Origin of the sequence: Streptomyces sp. NPDC017448 (assembly GCF_044330565.1) — a bacterium.
Classification (GTDB): Bacteria; Actinomycetota; Actinomycetes; order Streptomycetales; family Streptomycetaceae; genus Streptomyces.
The window spans coordinates 21438-39800 of record NZ_JBIRLM010000023.1 but is presented as its reverse complement, the minus strand read 5'-3'; the positions used below and the strand labels follow the sequence as shown (position 1 = coordinate 39800).

The following is an 18363-nucleotide window of genomic DNA, read 5'->3' as shown; positions in this document are numbered from 1 at the left end:
GTGTGCGGCCGAAGACGGCGTGGTCCCCACGGCTCCGGGCGACGACGACCACCTGAGGTCCCCGCAGCCCTGCGGTTTCCCGGATTCTTCGCCGTTCCGGTGCCCCGGCTTCCCGTGCCCCGGGTTCCCTTGCCCCGGCGTTCCGGCACCCCGGCCCCGACCCGGCGGCCCCTTCCCCCGGGTGGAATGTCGGCCGGGCCTCCGGGCCTCCGGGCCTCCGGCCCCGGCACCCGGCACCCGGGCCTCGACTCCCCGGGCCCCGCCCTGGGCGCCGCGTAGGGGACGAGGTTTCTGTGGCCTTCGGGGTGGCTGAACAGGGTCGTTTTTTATGAGGATCGTGCGCGTAATGCTTCTACCGTATTACTGCATTCGAGGTGAATCCTTCCGTTGATCTTTCGGCGTCGGGGGGAGTGCGGTCAATTCTCCTCCCACCCACTGTTTTGATCGGGTTCCGCTCCCTACAATCCGTCCACGACTTGAGCTTTGAGCATCAAGGAGGACGTATGGCGGAGTTCCTCATCACCCCCACGGCGGCACTGGCGCAAGAATCCGTGTTTTCCGACCGGCCGGCCTCTCTCGCGGCGGTACTCACCGACGGCAACCGGCTGATCGTGATCGCGGTGGCGGTGGTCGCCGTCGCCGCGCTGGTCGTGGCCCAGCTGCTCGTACGCCAGGTTCTGGCAGCCGGGGAGGGCACCGAGCGCATGAAGGAGATCGCCGCGGCGGTCCAGGAGGGCGCGAACGCCTATCTGGCCCGACAACTGCGTACGGTCGGCGTCTTCTCCGTCGTCGTGTTCTTCCTGTTGTTCCTGTTGCCGGCCGACACCTGGTCGCAGCGGCTGGGGCGTTCCCTCTTCTTCCTGGTGGGCGCGCTTTTCTCGGCGGCGACCGGATACATCGGTATGCGGCTCGCCGTGCGGAGCAATGTGCGTGTGGCGGCAGCGGCGCGTGAGGCGACCCCGGTGGAAGGCGAAGCGGAAAAGGATCTCACCGCCGTCTCGCACAAAGCGATGAAGATCGCTTTTCGTACCGGCGGCGTGGTCGGAATGTTCACGGTGGGACTCGGGTTGCTCGGGGCGTCCTGCGTGGTGCTCGTCTACGCCGCCGACGCTCCCAAGGTGCTGGAGGGGTTCGGCCTCGGTGCGGCGCTCATCGCCATGTTCATGAGGGTCGGCGGCGGCATCTTCACCAAGGCCGCGGACGTGGGCGCCGACCTGGTGGGCAAGGTGGAGCAGGGGATCCCGGAGGACGATCCCCGCAACGCCGCCACCATCGCCGACAACGTGGGCGACAACGTCGGCGACTGCGCGGGCATGGCCGCCGACCTCTTCGAGTCGTACGCCGTGACGCTCGTCGCCGCCCTCATCCTGGGCACGGCCGCCTTCGGCGACTCCGGTCTCGCCTTCCCCCTGATGGTCCCGGCGATCGGCGTCGTCACCGCGATGATCGGCATCTTCGCGGTCGCCCCGCGCCGCTCCGACCGCGGCGGGATGACGGCGATCAACCGAGGCTTCTTCATCTCCGCCGCGATCTCGCTCGCCCTGGTGGCCGTGGCCGCCTTCGGTTACCTGCCCTCCTCGTACGCCGAGCTGGACGGGGTCACCGACGGGGCGATCACCGCGCACGGCGGCGATCCACGGGTCTTCGCCCTGGTGGCGGTGGCCATCGGCATCGTCCTGGCCGCGCTCATCCAGCAGCTCACCGGCTACTTCACCGAGACCGATCGCCGTCCCGTCCGGGACATCGGGAAGTCCTCGCTCACCGGCCCGGCCACCGTGGTGCTGGCGGGCATCTCCATCGGACTGGAGTCGGCGGTCTACACGGCGCTGCTGATCGGCCTCGGGGTCTACGGGGCGTTCCTGCTGGGCGGTACGTCGATCATGCTGGCGCTCTTCGCGGTCGCGCTGGCGGGTACGGGGCTGCTGACCACGGTGGGCGTCATCGTGGCCATGGACACCTTCGGGCCGGTCTCCGACAACGCCCAGGGCATCGCGGAGATGTCCGGGGACGTCACGGGGGCCGGCGCCCAGGTCCTCACCGACCTGGACGCGGTCGGCAACACGACCAAGGCCATCACCAAGGGCATCGCCATCGCCACCGCCGTCCTGGCGGCGGCGGCGCTCTTCGGCTCCTACCGGGACGCCATCGCCACCGCCGTCGCGGACGTGGGGGCCGGGGCGGGTGAGCTGGGGCTGAGCCTGGACATCTCCCAGCCCAACAACCTCGTCGGCCTGATCCTGGGCGCGGCGGTCGTCTTCCTCTTTTCCGGACTGGCCATCAACGCGGTGTCCCGGTCCGCCGGGTCCGTGGTCCATGAGGTCAGGCGGCAGTTCCGCGAGCACCCCGGGATCATGGACTACTCGGAGAAGCCGGAGTACGGCCGCGTCGTGGACATCTGCACCCGTGACGCCCTGCGTGAACTGGCCACGCCCGGGCTCCTCGCGGTACTGGCGCCGATCGCGGTCGGCTTCACCCTCGGTGTCGGCGCGCTCGGCTCGTACCTCGCGGGCGCGATCGGCACCGGCACGCTGATGGCGGTGTTCCTCGCCAACTCCGGCGGCGCCTGGGACAACGCCAAGAAGCTCGTGGAGGACGGCCACCACGGCGGCAAGGGGAGCGAGGCCCATGCCGCGACCGTCATCGGCGATACGGTCGGCGATCCGTTCAAGGACACGGCGGGCCCGGCGATCAACCCGCTCCTCAAAGTGATGAACCTGGTCGCCCTGCTCATCGCCCCCGCGATCGTCCAGTTCAGCTATGGCACGGACGCGAACCCCTGGGTCCGGGCGCTGGTGGCCGCCGTCGCCATCGGGGTCATCGTCGGCGCGGTGTACGTATCCAAGCGGCGGGGCGTCACCGTGGGAGACGACGACGCCCCGGGCGGCGGGCCGTCGCCTTCCACACCCGGACCCGCGGTGGCCCCGTGATCCGTAACCGCGTTCGTACACGTCTGCCCGCGCACGTTCGTACGCGCATCCGTGCGTGCAGGGGAGCCGACGGTTCCGTACCGGTGTGACAGGAGGTCAAGGAGGTGGCGGACGGTGCGTGCTGACGTGCCGTCCACCCCTGGGGACCGCCCTGCCCGCCTTTCCTTCTTTCGGGTCCGCTCCCTTCCCCCGTTCGGAGGGGTGTCCGTCCATGCGTACGCATTTCTGTATGAGTGGCGTCCCCCTCATTTCGCTTGGTGCAAATGGCTTCAAAAGGGTGCACACCGGTTGACCGGCACCCGGCCCCCGGACCGTCGGCGTGTAAGTTCCGGGCCGAGAGCCTTGGAAGGGACCAAACCGGTGAACAAGAAGCTTGCAGCCGCGCTGTCCGGCGGTGCGGTACTCGTACTGACGCTGTCGGGTTGTGGCGACGACGGCGACGACAAGGTCAACGACTGGGCCAAGAAGTTCTGTGCCCAGGCCCAGCCGCAACTCCAGAAGATCGACAAGGCCAACGCCGCCATCGGGCAGAAGACCCAGGACAACGACCCGCCCGCCGAGGTCCAGCAGACCGACTCGGTCGCCTTCCAGCAGATGTCCGACGCGTACAAGGCGCTGGGCACGGCCGTGGGCGAGGTCGGCCCGCCGCCGGTCGACGACGGCGAGGCCACGCAGAAGGCGGCGATGAAGGAGCTCAACGCCTCTTCCAAGGAGTACGCCGAGCTGAAGACCAAGGTCGAGGCGGTCGACATCAAGGACCAGCACAAGTTCTCCGACGGGCTGAAGACCATCGCCAACGAGCTGGAGAGGATCAGCACCGGCGGTAACCAGGCCATGAAGAAGTTGGAGTCCGGCAAGGTCGGCGTCGCGATGTCGAAGCAGAAGGGCTGCCAGAAGCAGCCCGCCTCGACCGGACCCTCCGGTTCCGGGGCGACCGGCGGTGACGGGTCCGCGGAAGGCGCGGCCCCCGACGCCGAGGACGCCACACGCAAGGACTCCTCGGACCAGGACGCGTCGGAGAAGGACTCCTCCGACAAGAACTCCTCCGGCAAGGACTCCTCCGGGAAGAAGGACTGAGCACCGCTCTCGCGGCCCGGGCGCCCGGTGGGCGGCCGGGCCGCTGCCGTTGTCGGTGGGAGCGGACACAATGGAGGGGTGAGTAAGAGCAGCCTTCCCGCCCCCGACCACGCCGCCGACCTCCGTGAGGCCCTGCTCGCCGCGGACTTCACCGCGGACGGGCTCCTCGACCGGCTCGGCGCGCCCGCCTACGCCGCCCTCGCCCGCAGCGAGACCGTCCCCGCCCTGCGGGCCACTCGGGGCGACGACCCGCTCGACACGCTGGTGCGGTTGTTCCTTCTGCAGCGCCCCGTCGCCGAGGAGCGGGCCCGTGCGGCCCTGCCGCTGGCCGTGTGCGTCGCGGACGGCTGGGTGTCCCGCGAGGGCGCTGCGGACGGGGAGGTCCGGGCGTGCGTCGACGTACGGCCGTACGGGGGACCCGACGGCGAGGACTGGTTCATCGTGTCCGACCTCGGCTGCGCGGTCGGCGGGGCGGGCGGGATCGGCTCGCGTGAGGAAGGCGTCGTCCTGGGCGTCGGCGGCGCCTCCACCACCCTCGCCGGGATCACCGTGCGTACGCCGGTCGCCTCGGCGCTCGACCTCGGAACGGGTTCCGGCATCCAGGCGCTGCACGCCGCCCCGTACGCGACCCGGGTCACCGCCACCGACCTCAACCCCCGTGCGCTGGAGTTCACCCGGCTCACCCTCGCCCTGTCCGGCGCCGCCCCCGCCGACCTGCGCGAGGGCTCCCTCTTCGAGCCGGTGGGCTCCGAGACGTTCGACCTGATCGTCTCCAACCCGCCCTTCGTCATCTCGCCCGGCGCCCGCCTCACCTACCGGGACGGCGGTATGGGCGGGGACGACCTGTGCCGGACGCTGGTGCGGCAGGCGGGCGCTCACCTGAACGAGGGGGGGTACGCCCAGTTCCTCGCCAACTGGCAGCACGTGGAGGGCGAGGAGTGGCAGGACCGGCTCCGCTCCTGGGTGCCGCACGGCTGCGACGCCTGGATCGTCCAGCGCGAGGTCCAGGACGTCACGCAGTACGCCGAGCTGTGGCTGCGGGACAGCGGCGACCACCGCAGCGACCCCGCCGAGTACGACGAGCGGTACGAGGCGTGGCTCGACGAGTTCGAGGAGCGGGGCACCACGGCCGTCGGGTTCGGCTGGATCACCCTGCGCAAATCCGCCGCGGCGGCGGCCGGGAACCCCTCGATCGTCGTCGAGGAGTGGCCGCACGCGGTGCAACAGCCGCTCGGTCAGGCCGTTCAGGAGCACTTCGCCCGCCAGGACTACCTCCGCGACCAGGACGACGCGGCGCTGCTCGCGGGCCACTTCGTCCTCGCCGGGGAGGTCGTGCAGGAGCAGGTCGGACTGCCGGGCGCGGAGGACCCCGAGCATGTGGTGCTCCGCCAGCACCGCGGCATGATGCGGGCGACCAAGGTGGACGCGGTGGCCGCCGGGTTCGCGGGCGTGTGCGACGGCTCGCTGCCCGCCGGACGCATCCTGGACGCCATCGCGCAGCTGATGGCCGAGGACCCCGTGCTCCTGCGCGACCGCACCCCGCAGGCGATCCGGCTGCTAGTGGAGGAGGGCTTCCTGGAGCCGGCGCCGGACGCGGTGACGCGGGGCGAGTGACCCCGGCGCCGGAGGCGGTGACGAGCGCACGGGGCTCTGCGCCGGACGGGGCGGGCTGGGACGCGTGACCCGGCGCCGGATGTCGTGCGGCGGGGCCATCGGCCTGGTGTCGGATGTCGTGCGGCGGGGCCATCGGCCTGGTGTCGGACGTCGTAACGCGGACTCAGTGACCCGGCACCGGACGTCGTGCGGCGGGCCCAGTGAGCCCGTGCCGGAGAGGGGGACGCGGGGGAGCAGGCCGGCTGGCCCCGTGGGCCGGGCACGGCTGCCGGGCGTCGTACCGCGGGGGGTGCCGGCGGCCGGCCCCGGCTCTCCGGGCGGGTGCCGGACGGGGCGGGTCCGGTGCCTTCCGGTACCGGTGGGTTCTGACCACCGTGCGAGGTGCGTTGCCCCTGTCGGCCAGCGTGTTCGTGTGCCGTGGGGGTTGCGGCGCGCCCGGCCCGCACATTCCGGTCACGGGGCGGTCCGGCCCCGGCGCGATCCGTGTTCCCGTCCCGCCGGGCCGCGCCCCTGGCACCCCGCCGGACTGCGACCATGGCACCCCGCCGGGCCCGTCCTCGTCCTCCCCGCCCCTCCCGGCCCCCGGGGCCCTTGCCGCCGCCCCGCCCTCCCCCGGGCCCGCCCGCTGCGGTGCACCCCGTGCGATGCACCCCGTGCGGTGCACCCCGGCGCGTGCGGACGGTGCGGCGCATGCGGCCGGGCGGTGCGTGCGCCCGGTGCGGTGCGTGCGCCCGGTGGGGTTGCGTCGGGCGGCGGGGGAGTGCTGTTCATCCCGGGTTCGTGTGGGCGATGCCCCGGGGTGACAACCTCCCCGTGCCGGGCCGCCGAGGCCCGGCTCCGACGCTCCGGCCCGCCCCGGTCGGCTCGCCCCGGCAGGCCGCTCCACAGGCCGCACGGCGGACCGCACGAAAGGCCGTGCGACGGGCCGCACGACGGGCTAGGGGTACGACATGGAGAGCGTCTCAGCATTCTTCGCCGGCACGGCCCTGTCGCTGTTCGGCGCCGCCCTCCTGGTCTGGACAGGGGCGCGAGCCCTGCACCGCGCGCCGGTGGCGCACGATGTGAGCCCCGTCGCCTCCACCGCACTCACCACGATCTTCGGCGTAGTCTCCCTCGGCCTCGGCGTGTGGGTCCTCACGCTCGTCTGACCCCCTGTCCCGGTGGCGTACAGCCCCGGACGACCGGCCGCCCGCCGGGATGGCCGAGGGCCGCCCGGCGGAGAACCCGCCCGCTCCCGAAAGCCCCAGGCCGGAGCCCCGGCCACCACGGACCCGGCGGTCCGGGCGGCAGGAATGGCGGAAGTCGGGTTACCGTTCGAGTGGCCGTTGCGGGCTTTTGCCGTTTGACACGGGGGCGGGTTGTACCGTCACACTCCGCAGCGACAGCACCTCGGCGGCGTCATGACGTCCGCCCGGATGCCCATCGAGTGTCGACCGGAGAGAAGAGCGAAGTTGTCCCCGACCAGCGAGACCGCACAGGGCGGCCGCCGACTCGTCATCGTCGAGTCGCCTGCCAAGGCGAAGACGATCAAGGGCTATCTCGGCCCCGGATACGTCGTCGAGGCGAGCGTCGGGCACATCCGCGACCTCCCGAACGGCGCGGCCGAGGTCCCGGACGAGTACACCGGCGAGGTACGCCGCCTCGGGGTGGACGTCGAACACGACTTCCAGCCCGTCTACGTCGTCAACGCCGACAAGAAGGCCCAGGTCAGGAAGCTCAAGCAGCTGCTGGCCGAGTCCGACGAACTCTTCCTCGCCACCGATGAGGACCGCGAGGGCGAAGCCATCGCGTGGCACCTCCAGGAAGTGCTCAAGCCCAAGGTCCCGGTCCACCGGATGGTCTTCCACGAGATCACCAAGGAGGCGATCCGGGCCGCCGTCGCCAACCCGCGCGAGCTCAACCAGCGCATGGTCGACGCCCAGGAGACCCGCCGCATCCTCGACCGCCTCTACGGCTACGAGGTCTCGCCGGTCCTGTGGAAGAAGGTCATGCCGAAGCTCTCGGCGGGCCGCGTCCAGTCCGTCGCCACCCGGCTCGTCGTCGAGCGGGAGCGCGAGCGCATCGCCTTCCGCTCCGCCGAGTACTGGGACCTGACCGGAAAGTTCGCCACCGGCCGCACCGGTGACGCCTCCGACCCCTCGAACCTCACCGCCCGCCTCAGCGCGGTCGACGGCCGCCGTATCGCCCAGGGCCGCGACTTCGGCCCCGACGGGCAGCTCAAGGCCGGCTCCGCCCAGACCCTCCACCTGGACGAGGCGAACGCCCGCGCGCTGGCCGCCGCGCTCGCCGACTCCTCCTTCGCGGTCCGCTCCGTCGAGTCGAAGCCCTACCGCCGCTCCCCCTACGCCCCCTTCCGGACCACGACCCTCCAGCAGGAGGCGAGCCGCAAGCTGGGCTTCGGGGCCAAGGCGACCATGCAGGTGGCGCAGAAGCTGTACGAGAACGGCTTCATCACCTATATGCGTACGGACTCCACGACGCTCTCCGACACCGCGATCGCCGCCGCGCGGGCGCAGGTCACGCAGCTGTACGGGTCGGGCTACCTTCCCGACAAGCCGCGTACGTACGCCGGGAAGGTCAAGAACGCTCAGGAGGCGCACGAGGCGATCCGCCCCTCCGGCGACCGCTTCCGCACCCCTGCCGAGACCGGTCTCACCGGCGACCAGTTCCGGCTGTACGAGCTGATCTGGAAGCGGACCGTCGCCTCCCAGATGAAGGACGCGACCGGCAACTCGGTCACCGTCAAGATCGGCGGCCGGGCGAGCGACGGGCGCGACGCCGAGTTCTCCGCGTCCGGCAAGACGATCACCTTCCACGGCTTCATGAAGGCGTACGTCGAGGGCGCCGACGACCCCAACGCCGAGCTGGACGACCGCGAGCGCCGACTGCCGCAGGTCGCCGAGGGCGACGCGCTCTCCGCCGAGGAGATCACGGTCGACGGCCACGCCACCAAGCCCCCGGCCCGGTACACCGAGGCATCCCTGGTCAAGGAGCTGGAGGAGCGCGAGATCGGCCGCCCCTCCACGTACGCCTCGATCATCGGCACCATCCTGGACCGCGGGTACGTGTTCAAGAAGGGCACGGCGCTCGTCCCGTCCTTCCTCTCGTTCGCCGTGGTCAACCTGTTGGAGAAGCACTTCGGCCGGCTCGTCGACTACGACTTCACCGCCCGCATGGAGGACGACCTCGACCGCATCGCGCGGGGCGAGGCCAAGTCCGTGCCGTGGCTCAGGCGCTTCTACTTCGGAGCGTCCGGTTCCGGTGACGACCCGGCCGGCGCCGGTTCCGCCTCCGACGCGGGCAACGGCGACGGCGACCACCTCGGCGGCCTGAAGGAACTGGTCACCGACCTCGGCGCGATCGACGCCCGGGAGATCTCCTCCTTCCCCGTCGGCAACGGCATCAAGCTCCGCGTCGGCCGCTACGGCCCGTACATCGAGCGAGGTGAGAAGGACGCCGAGGGCCACCAGCGCGCCGACGTGCCCGACGACCTCGCTCCCGACGAGCTGACCGTCGAGCTGGCCGAGGAGCTGCTGGCCAAGCCCAGCGGCGACTTCGAGCTGGGCACGGACCCGGTCAGCGGCCACCAGATCATCGCCAAGGACGGGCGTTACGGCCCCTACGTCACCGAGGTGCTGCCCGAGGGGACGCCGAAGACCGGCAAGAACGCGGTGAAGCCGCGGACCGCCTCGCTCTTCAAGTCCATGTCCCTGGAGACGGTCACCCTCGCCGACGCGCTCAAGCTGATGTCGCTGCCGCGCGTCGTCGGCACCGACGCCGAGGGCGTCGAGATCACCGCGCAGAACGGCCGCTACGGCCCGTACCTCAAGAAGGGCACCGACTCCCGGTCGCTGACCTCCGAGGACCAGCTCTTCGACATCACCCTCGAAGAGGCGCTGGCGATCTACGCGCAGCCCAAGCAGCGCGGGCGGGCCGCGGCCAAGCCGCCGCTGAAGGAGCTGGGCACCGACCCCGTCAGCGGTGCCCCGGTCGTGGTGAAGGACGGCCGCTTCGGCCCGTACGTCACCGACGGCGAGACCAACGCGACCCTGCGGTCCGGCGACAGCGTCGAGGAGATCACGCCGGAGCGCGGTTACGAGCTGCTCGCCGAGAAGCGCGCCAAGGGCCCCGCCAAGAAGACGGCCAAGAAGGCCCCGGCGAAGAAGGCGACGGCCAAGAAGACCGCCGCGAAGAAGACGACGGCCGCCAAGACCACGGCCGCGAAGAAGACCGCGGCGAAGAAGACGACGACGGCCAAGAAGGCGACCGCCACCAAGACGGCCGCCAAGAAGACGACGGCGGCGAAGAAGACGGCTTCGGCCTCCTCCGCACCGACCGACGACTGACCCCCGCGCCGCCCGTACCGCACTCCGCCGCCCGGCGCCTCGATCCCCGTGATCCCGGCGCCGGGCGGTGGTGCGTCGGCGGCCGGGCGGGCCGGGCGCCGGAGACCGCGCGCCGAAATGTCGGGGCCGGGCGGGCGGAGTGGCCGGGGTCGGGCAGGGGGAGTGCCAGCGCCGGGCGGGCGGAGTGCCGGGACCGAGTAGGCGGAGTGCCGGGCCCGGGCGGGCGGCACGGGGTCGGGAAGCGCTCGCGAGGGCGTGGCCGGAACGCGTCTGCGGCCATATGTTCGGACGGGCCGACAGTCACCGGACCGCTGCCGATAGGCTGGGCGGATGACGCGAGCCGAGCAGCCAACGGTCGTGAGCCCCACCTCCGACACACTTGCCGCAGACTCACGCGAGCGCGCCGTACGGGCCCTGTTGCGCATCCCCCCGCTGAAGCGGTTGTGGAGCGCCCAGCTCGTCGGCGGTATCGGCGATGCACTCGCCCTTCTCGTGCTGGTGCTGCTGTCGCTGCAAGCGGCGGTCCTCGAGGGCTCATTCGGCGCCGGATACCGCGGGGCGGCCTTCGCCGTCGCCGCCGTCTTCGGCGCCCGGATCCTTTCCACCCTCCTCTTCGGAGCCGTACTCCTGGGGCCGTTGACGTCCCTCACGGGGCCCGGCGGAAAACTGGACCGACGATGGCTGATGATCGGGGTGGACGGGTTGCGCCTGGCGCTGCTGGTCGTCGCCCCGCTGTGGATCGACTGGACGCCGGACAAGGCGCTCATGATGGTCCTCATCACCGTCTTCGTGACGGGCGCGGGTGAGCGCCTGTGGGCCGTGGCCAAGGAGAGCGCCGCTCCGGCGCTGCTGCCGGGCCCGCCCCCCGAGGGCGCGGCCGTGCGCCCCCTGCCCGACCACCTCGACGCCCTGCGCCGCCTCTCGCTGCGGACGAACTTCCTCGCCGTTCCCGCCGCCGCGGTGGTCCTGCTGGCCGCCACGCTGATCGGCAACCTCCTCGGCTCCGGCCTGGAGTGGTTCTCCTTCCACCAGGCGGCCCTGGGGTCCTACGTCGCGGCCGGCCTCTTCGCCGCCTCCATCTCCGTCCTGTACTTCCTCGAGTTCCCGGCCGACCGGACGCCCCGGCCGCGTTCCCCGCTGGAGGGCCTGCGCCGTCCCGCCACCGGCAACGGGCCCGACAAGGGCCGCACCGGCGCGACCCCGCTGCTGGTCGCGGTCTGCGCCGCCGTCGCCGGAGCCGTCGCGGCGGCCGCCGCCGTCTCCGTCCTGCACGCGTACGACCTGGGCGGCGGACCCGCCACGTTCGCGTTGCTGATCCTCGGGCTGACCGGCGGCACCGCCCTCGGCATCCGCACCGCCCGCCAGGTGCTGCCGGCCCTGTCGCGCCGCCGCCTGCTGGCGCTGGCCGTCTCCGTCACCGGCCTCTCGCTCCTCGCGCTCGGTCTGGTGCCGGACACCGCGACCGGGCTGGCCATCGCCCTGCTCGCGGGGTACTCCGCCGGAGTCGCCGCGAACACCGGGCACACCCTGATCGACCAGGAGACCGAGGCGCTCCGGCAGGCCCGGACCACCGAGCACCTCCAGGCCGTCGTCCGGGTGCTCGTCGCGCTCGGCGCGGTCGCCGGCCCCCTGCTGGCCGCCGCGACAGGGCGCCACCGCCTGGTCGCCGGGGACTTCGTCTTCGCCCACGGCGGGGCCGCCTTCACCCTGATGCTGCTCGGCGCGCTGCTGCTGCCCGTCGCCGCGCTCGTCCTCGCCAAGGCGGACGACCGGGCGGGCGTGCCGCTGCGCCGGGACCTGCGCGAGGCGCTGCGCGGCGACGACCCGGCGGTCGCACCCGCCGCCACCGGCTTCTTCCTCGTCCTGGAAGGCGGCGACGGGGCGGGCAAGTCCACCCAGGTCGAGGCGCTCGCCGAATGGATCCGCTCCAAGGGCCACGAGGTCGTCGTGACCCGGGAGCCCGGGGCCACCCCGATCGGCAAGCGGCTGCGGTCGATCCTGCTCGACGTCTCCTCCGCCGGCCTCTCCAACCGCGCCGAGGCCCTGCTGTACGCCGCCGACCGCGCCGAGCACGTCGACTCCGTGGTGCGCCCGGCGCTGGAACGCGGCGCGATCGTCATCTCCGACCGTTACATCGACTCCTCCGTGGCCTACCAGGGAGCGGGCCGGGACCTCGCCCCGACCGAGATCGCCCGGATCTCGCGGTGGGCGACGAGCGGTCTCGTACCGCACCTGACGGTGCTGCTGGACGTCGACCCCGCGACGGCGCGGGAGCGGTTCACGGAGGCGCCGGACCGGCTGGAGTCGGAGCCGGCGGAGTTCCACGAGCGGGTGCGGTCCGGGTTCCTGACCCTGGCCGCGGCCGACCCGACCCGCTACCTGGTGGTGGACGCCGGCCAGGAGCCGGAGTCGATCACCACGGTCGTACGCCACCGGCTCGACCAGCTCCTCCCGCTCTCCGAGGCCGAGATCGAGGCCATCGAGGAGGCCCGGCGCAAGGCCGAGGAGGAGGCGCGGCGCAAGGCCGAGGAAGAGGCCGCCCGCAAGGCCGAGGAGGAGCGCCTGGAGAAGGAGCGCCAGGAGCAGCTCGCCCGGCTGCGCGCCGAGGAGGAGGAGCGCAAGCAGCGCGAGCTGGAGGAGGCCCGCCGCCGCGAGGCCGAACGCCAGGCCGAGGAGGCCCGGCAGCGTGCCGAGGAGGCTCGCCGCCGCGCCGAGGAGGACCGGCGCCGGCTGGAGGCCGAGGAACGGGCCCGCGAGGCAGAACAGGAGCGGCTGCGGCAGAGGGCCGAGGAGGAGGCCCGGCTCCGCAAGGTGGCCGAGGCCGAGCGGCTGGAGAAGCAGCGGAAGGCCGAAGAAGCCCTGCTGCGCGCCGAGGAGGCCCGTCGCCGGGCCGAGGAGGAGGCGGCCGCCCGCACGGTGGCGGCGCGGGCCGAGGCCGAGCGGGTTGAGGCGGAACGGGCTGAGGCGGAGCGGGCGTCCCGTACGGAGGCGTCCTCGCGTCCGTCCTCGCCCTCCGGGGCCGGGCCGGAGCCGTCGGTGCCGGAGAACGAGCTCACCGTCCCCACGCCGATCGTGAACCCGAACGAGATCACCCAGCCGGTCCCGACCGCCCGCCCGGAGGACGACCGCGCTTCCGGTTCGGGCCGGGGCCCGGGTTCCGGAACCGGTTCCGGTACGGGGTCGGGTTCCGGGCTCGGGGACGACGAGACGGCGATGCTGCCGCGCGTTCCGGACCCGGGGCAGGCGGACCCGTGGCCGCCGGTGCGTGAGGCGGACGAGACGGCCGTGCTGCCGCCGGTACGCGACGACCGGCCTTCCGACCGGGTGCCCCGGGGCTACTTCCGGGACGAGGAACCGGTGGCCCCCCCGGCGGAGAGCGAGAGCGAGCGCACTCGCGAGCTGCCGCAGATCGAGGACCCGAACGCCCCGGCGGTCGGCGGGCAGCAGCAGTCCCCGCGCAAGCGCCCCCGCCCGGACTGGGCGGAGGAGACCCCGCTGGACGATCTGCCGACCCTCGCGGACGAGCTCCTCGGCGGCCAGGACGACGACGGCCGCGGGGGCCGGGGCCGCCGTCCGCGCGGCTGACCCGCCCCACGGCGACCGTGCGGCCCGCCCGTCCCTCCGGGGGCGGGCGGGCCGGTGTTGTCAGCGGCGTCCTCCACAATGGAATCCGACGGGGCATCGGAGGGGGAGCGGCACGGTCCGCCTCCCCCGTCACAGGCTCTCCCTCGTCACAGGCTTTCGCACGACACCACCGGAAGGGCGGTGCCCCATGACCGTATGGGACGACCTGGTCGGCCAGGACCGGGTGCGGGAACAGCTCGCCGCCGCGGCCCAGGACGCCGACGCGCTGGTCACCGCCGTATCGGACGGGGTGCCGCTGGACCAGGGCTCCAAGATGACGCACGCCTGGCTGTTCACCGGGCCGCCCGGCTCCGGCCGGTCCACGGCGGCGCGCGCCTTCGCCGCCGCGCTCCAGTGCACGAGCCCGGACCGGGCGCTGGGCGGCGCGCCGGGCTGCGGTTTCTGCGACGGCTGCCACACCAGCCTGATCGGTACGCACGCCGACGTCGAGGTCATCCGTACGGACCTGCTCTCCATCGGTGTGAAGGAGACCCGCGACCTGGTCCGCCGCGCCCAGCTCTCCCCGGCGGTCGGGCGGTGGCAGGTCATCGTCCTGGAGGACGCCGACCGCCTCACCGAGGGCGCGGGCAACGTCCTGCTGAAGGCCGTCGAGGAGCCCGCGCCGCGCACGGTCTGGATGCTGTGCGCCCCTTCGCTCGAAGACGTCCTGCCCACCATCCGCTCCCGCTGTCGGCACCTGACCCTGAGCACCCCGGCGGTGGAGGCGGTGGCGGACGTTCTGATCCGCCGCGACGGCGTCGACCCCGAGCGGGCGCACGCGGCGGCGCGCGCCACCCAGGGGCACATCGGGCGGGCCCGCCGTCTCGCCACGGACGAGCGGGCGCGGGCGCGGCGGGCCGCCGTGCTGAAGGTTCCGCTGCGGGTGGCCGACGTCGGCGGCTGCCTCAAGGCGGCCCAGGAGCTGATCGACACGGCCACCGAGGACGCCAAGCAGATGGCGGAGGAGGTCGACGTCAAGGAGACCGAGGACCTCAAGGCGGCGCTCGGCGGGGTGGCGGGCGGTCGGATGCCCCGGGGCACGGCGGGGGCGATGAAGGAGCTGGAGGACAAGCAGAAGCGCCGCAAGACGCGTACGCAGCGCGACAGCCTGGACCTGGCGCTGACCGAGCTGACCGGGTTCTACCGCGATGTGCTGGCGCTCCAGCTCGGTTCGAAGCTGGCGATCGCCAACACCGACGTGCAGGACTCCCTCGACCGGCTCGCGGAGTCCTCCACGCCCGCGCAGACCCTGCGCAGGATCGAGTCGGTGATCGCCTGCCGGGAGGCGATGGACCGCAATGTGGCGCCGCTGCTGGCGGTGGAGGCGATGACGATGGCGCTGAGAGCGGGCTGACCGGCGGCGCACCCGGGGAGGGCGGGTGGGCGTGGACCGGGGGCCGCCGGCGGGTACCTGTTCACCCGAATGAGCAGGGAATCGGACGACTCGTCACCTGCCGGATACGCTCCCGGAATGGAAACCAGGCGCCTGCTCCGCACCTTCGGCATCGGGATCGGCACTGCCGGCCTCCTCATCTCCGGCTGCAGCGGCAGCGGCTCCTCGCCGAACGCTTCGGCCACCGGGACCGCGGCCCCCGAGGGGCTCTCGTCGTACTACACGCAGAAGCTGAGCTGGCGCGACTGCGGCGTGGAGGGGTTCGAGTGCGCGACGATGAAGGCGCCGCGCGACTACGACCATCCGGATGATGGCGACATCGACCTCGCGGTCTCCCGCAAGAAGGCCACCGGGCCCGGCAAGCGGATCGGCTCGCTCCTGGTGAACCCGGGCGGCCCGGGCGGCTCCGCGATCGGCTACCTCCAGGGGTACGCGGCCCTCGGTTACCCGGCTCCGGTGCGGGCCCGCTACGACATGGTGGCCATCGACCCGCGCGGCGTGGCCCGCAGCGAGCCCGTCGAATGCCTCACGGGCAAGGAGATGGACGCCTACACCCAGGTCGACCAGACTCCGGACGACGCGGCGGAGGTCCGGAAGCTCACGGCCGCGTTCGAGAAGTTCGCCGCCGGGTGCGAGAAGCGGAGCGGGAAGATCCTCCCGCACGTCTCCACCGTCGACACGGCCCGCGACATGGACGTCCTGCGGGCCCTCCTCGGCGACGAGAAGCTGAACTACGTCGGGGCGTCGTACGGGACCTTCCTCGGCGCCACGTACGCGGACCTCTTCCCGAAGCGGGCCGGACGCCTCGTGCTGGACGGGGCGATGGACCCCTCCCTCAAGGCCGTCGAGATGAACCGCGACCAGACGGCGGGGTTCGAGGGGGCGTTCCAGTCGTTCGCCGCCGACTGCGTGAAGCAGCCGGACTGCCCGCTTGGCACCACCTCCCCCGCGGACGCTGCGACCGCCCTGAAGCAGCTGTTCAAGGACCTGGACGCGAACCCGGTACCGACCGGTGACGACCGGAAGCTGGGCGAGGCACTGGCCACCACCGGGGTGATCGCCGCCATGTACGACGAGGCGGCCTGGCCGCAGCTCCGTGAGGCGCTGGCGGGCGCGCAGCGCAGCGACGGCTCCGGTCTGCTGTCCCTGGCCGACAGCTACTATGAGCGCGAGCCGGACGGGAAGTACGCGAACCTGATGTTCGCCAACGCCGCCGTGAACTGCCTTGACCTGCCGCCCGCCTTCGACGGCCCCGACGCGGTGCAGAAGGCGGTCCCGGACTTCGAGAAGGCGTCCCCGGTCTTCGGCCGCGGCTTCGCCTGGGCCTCCCTGAACTGCGCGTACTGGCCCACCAAGGCCACCGGCACCCCGCACCCCACGGAGGCGAAGGGGGCCGCCCCGATCCTCGTCGTCGGCACCACCCGCGACCCGGCCACCCCGTACACGTGGTCCGAGTCCCTCGCCGACCAGCTCTCCTCCGGCACCCTGCTCACCTACGAGGGAGACGGGCACACGGCGTACGGCCGGGGCAGCGACTGCGTCGACACGGCGATCAACACGTATCTCCTGGAGGGCACCCCGCCCCCGGACGACAAGAAGTGCACCTGACCCCCGCACCACGGCCCCGACCCGCCCGGCCGCCCCTGACCAGCGAAAACGCCCCCGGGGACACCGTGTACGGAGCACCCCGGGAAACTGTGTAGACTTGGCTCCGCTGCTGATCGCACCATAGTGCGACGGGGCGCGCCGCCTTAGCTCAGTTGGCCAGAGCAACGCACTCGTAATGCGTAGGTCTCGGGTTCGAATCCCGAAGGCGGCTCCATCCGAAGCCCAGCTCAGACCTTCTCTGAGCTGGGCTTCTTTGGTTCAGCGGATGCGGCGGCGACGCCGTGAGCGCTCCGCGCGACTGCCGGGGGTCTCACTTCTGGTCTCAGACGGGCCCGTGGAAGCCCCCGGCGCGAAGGCGTTGCCCATGCGGAGCATGGCGTCCTTGGAGAGGGCTGAGCGCCCCTTCACGTAGCGGCGGGTCTGGCTGATCTGGGTGTGGCGGAGGATCTCCATGATGGTCGGCATGTCCACCCCCAATTCGTTGAGGATCGTGCCGGCGGTGTGGCGGCTGCCGTCGTAGAGCCGCCGATCGCTGATCCCGGCCTCTTCAAGCAGTTCCTTGAACTCCTCCCAGTCGGCCCGGGGATCGATCGGCCGGCCGTCCGGGCGCGTGAAAACCGCGTCGAAGTCCTGCCACTCCTCCCCGGCCGCCACCAGTAAGGCGGTCTGCTGCTCTTTGTGGTCGCGGAGATAGGGGATGAAGGGGGCGGGGATGGGGACGGCGTTGCGGCTCTTCTTGGTCTTGGGCCGGGTGAAGGCGAGTCCGCCGCCCTTCCGGTCCGGACAGGTGCTTGCGTGGCGTACGCAGCCCTTCGGGCACGGCTTCGGGCAGCCGCGCTTGTAGGTCTTGTGCGTGGTGCAGTCCGCCGGGCAGGGATCGAAGCGGTGGAGGCGTTCGCCGCAGAGGTGCGGGTCGGCGCAGCCGTGGCGCCAGGTGAGGCGCTGGAGCTGCCACTGCGGGTGGAACAGCTCGGCTTCCAGGTCCACGTACTTCCACCGGAGTCCCAGGCTCTCCCCCTGGCGGAAGCCCATACCGACGCCGATGAGCCAGCGCATGAAGGTCGGCCGCTTCGCCGCCGCGAGGAGGAAGGCTTTGGCCTCTTCCATGGTGAACGGGTTGGCTTCGGTCTCGTCGACAGTGGGCGGGTCGACGAGGGTGGCGACGTTCTCCACGATCATCCGGCGGCGGTGGGCGATCTTCAGGGCGCGGGAGAGGATGCGGTGCACCTTGAGGACGTGAGACGGGGCATGGCCGGCGCGAAGCAACTCGGCATAGCAGCGTTCCAGGTGCTCGGGCTGGAGCTTGTCGATCCGGTGCTGTCCGAGCCCGGGGACAATGTCGTTCCGGGTCTTGGACCAGTAGTCGTCCAGGGAGCGAGGCTTGAGTTTCAGGCTCGCGATGGTGGTCAGGTAGGTGGTCATCCACTGTTCGACGGTGGGTTTGCGCCCGGCGACAGGGGCCCGCCCCTCGTCGCGCAGCTTCTCCAGTTCCCGGACCTTGCGCTTGACTTCGGCCTCGGTTTTGGCGCGCCGGTGGCGCCGGTCGGGGCTGCCGTCGTTCTTGGTATCCATCGTGACGCGACCGTGCCACCAGCCGTCGCTGCCGCGGTAGATGAACGATTCGAGGTTGGCCTTGCGAGGGCTCATCGTGCTCCTTGTGCGGCGAAGCGGGGGGGGGGGGGGGGGGCCCCCCCCCCGCCGGGGGGGGGGTGGCGGGGGGGGGGGGGTGCGGCGGCGAACCCCCGCCCCAATGCGGGACCTCCGCGGCCATGTT

9 protein-coding genes and 1 tRNA gene are annotated in these 18363 nt (G+C 72.3%); 9 read left to right on the top strand and 1 reads right to left on the bottom strand.

Features of this window, described 5'->3' with window-relative positions; all coding sequences use genetic code 11:
* The first annotated feature begins 503 nt into the window (after positions 1-503).
* The 9 genes from ACH4K1_RS28365 (at position 504) to ACH4K1_RS28325 (ending at position 16803) form a co-directional block, all read left to right on the top strand.
* Positions 504-2927 (top strand): sodium-translocating pyrophosphatase, encoded by a 2424-nt coding sequence (locus ACH4K1_RS28365; RefSeq protein WP_398092427.1) that lies wholly within the window; start codon positions 504-506, stop codon positions 2925-2927.
* Positions 2928-3287: 360 nt separating this feature from the next.
* On the top strand, positions 3288-4004 hold the full coding sequence (locus tag ACH4K1_RS28360) for a small secreted protein (protein ID WP_398092426.1): 717 nt from the start codon (positions 3288-3290) through the stop codon (positions 4002-4004).
* A gap of 78 nt (positions 4005-4082) precedes the next feature.
* On the top strand, positions 4083-5618 hold the full coding sequence (locus ACH4K1_RS28355) for a methyltransferase (RefSeq protein WP_398092425.1): 1536 nt from the start codon (positions 4083-4085) through the stop codon (positions 5616-5618).
* A gap of 950 nt (positions 5619-6568) precedes the next feature.
* Positions 6569-6766: a hypothetical protein gene (locus ACH4K1_RS28350; RefSeq protein ID WP_398092424.1), complete on the top strand. Its 198-nt coding sequence runs from the start codon at positions 6569-6571 to the stop codon at positions 6764-6766.
* Positions 6767-7069: 303 nt separating this feature from the next.
* The gene (topA, locus tag ACH4K1_RS28345; protein WP_398092423.1) at positions 7070-9964 is read left to right on the top strand and encodes a type I DNA topoisomerase; all 2895 of its coding nucleotides are present in this window, start codon (positions 7070-7072) and stop codon (positions 9962-9964) included.
* 330 nt (positions 9965-10294) lie between these two features.
* On the top strand, positions 10295-13549 hold the full coding sequence (gene tmk, locus ACH4K1_RS28340) for a dTMP kinase (protein ID WP_398092422.1): 3255 nt from the start codon (positions 10295-10297) through the stop codon (positions 13547-13549).
* 187 nt (positions 13550-13736) lie between these two features.
* A complete protein-coding gene (locus ACH4K1_RS28335) occupies positions 13737-14942 on the top strand; it encodes a DNA polymerase III subunit delta' (protein WP_398092421.1) in 1206 nt (401 codons plus the stop codon).
* A gap of 117 nt (positions 14943-15059) precedes the next feature.
* Positions 15060-16589: an alpha/beta hydrolase gene (locus tag ACH4K1_RS28330; RefSeq protein WP_398092420.1), complete on the top strand. Its 1530-nt coding sequence runs from the start codon at positions 15060-15062 to the stop codon at positions 16587-16589.
* Between the two features lie 137 nt (positions 16590-16726).
* Positions 16727-16803: transfer RNA gene (locus ACH4K1_RS28325), tRNA-Thr, on the top strand.
* 44 nt (positions 16804-16847) lie between these two features.
* On the opposite strand, the gene ACH4K1_RS28320 is transcribed toward ACH4K1_RS28325, so the two are convergent.
* On the bottom strand, positions 16848-18236 hold the full coding sequence (locus ACH4K1_RS28320) for a tyrosine-type recombinase/integrase (RefSeq protein ID WP_398092419.1): 1389 nt from the start codon (positions 18234-18236) through the stop codon (positions 16848-16850).
* Between the last annotated feature and the right edge of the window lie 127 nt (positions 18237-18363).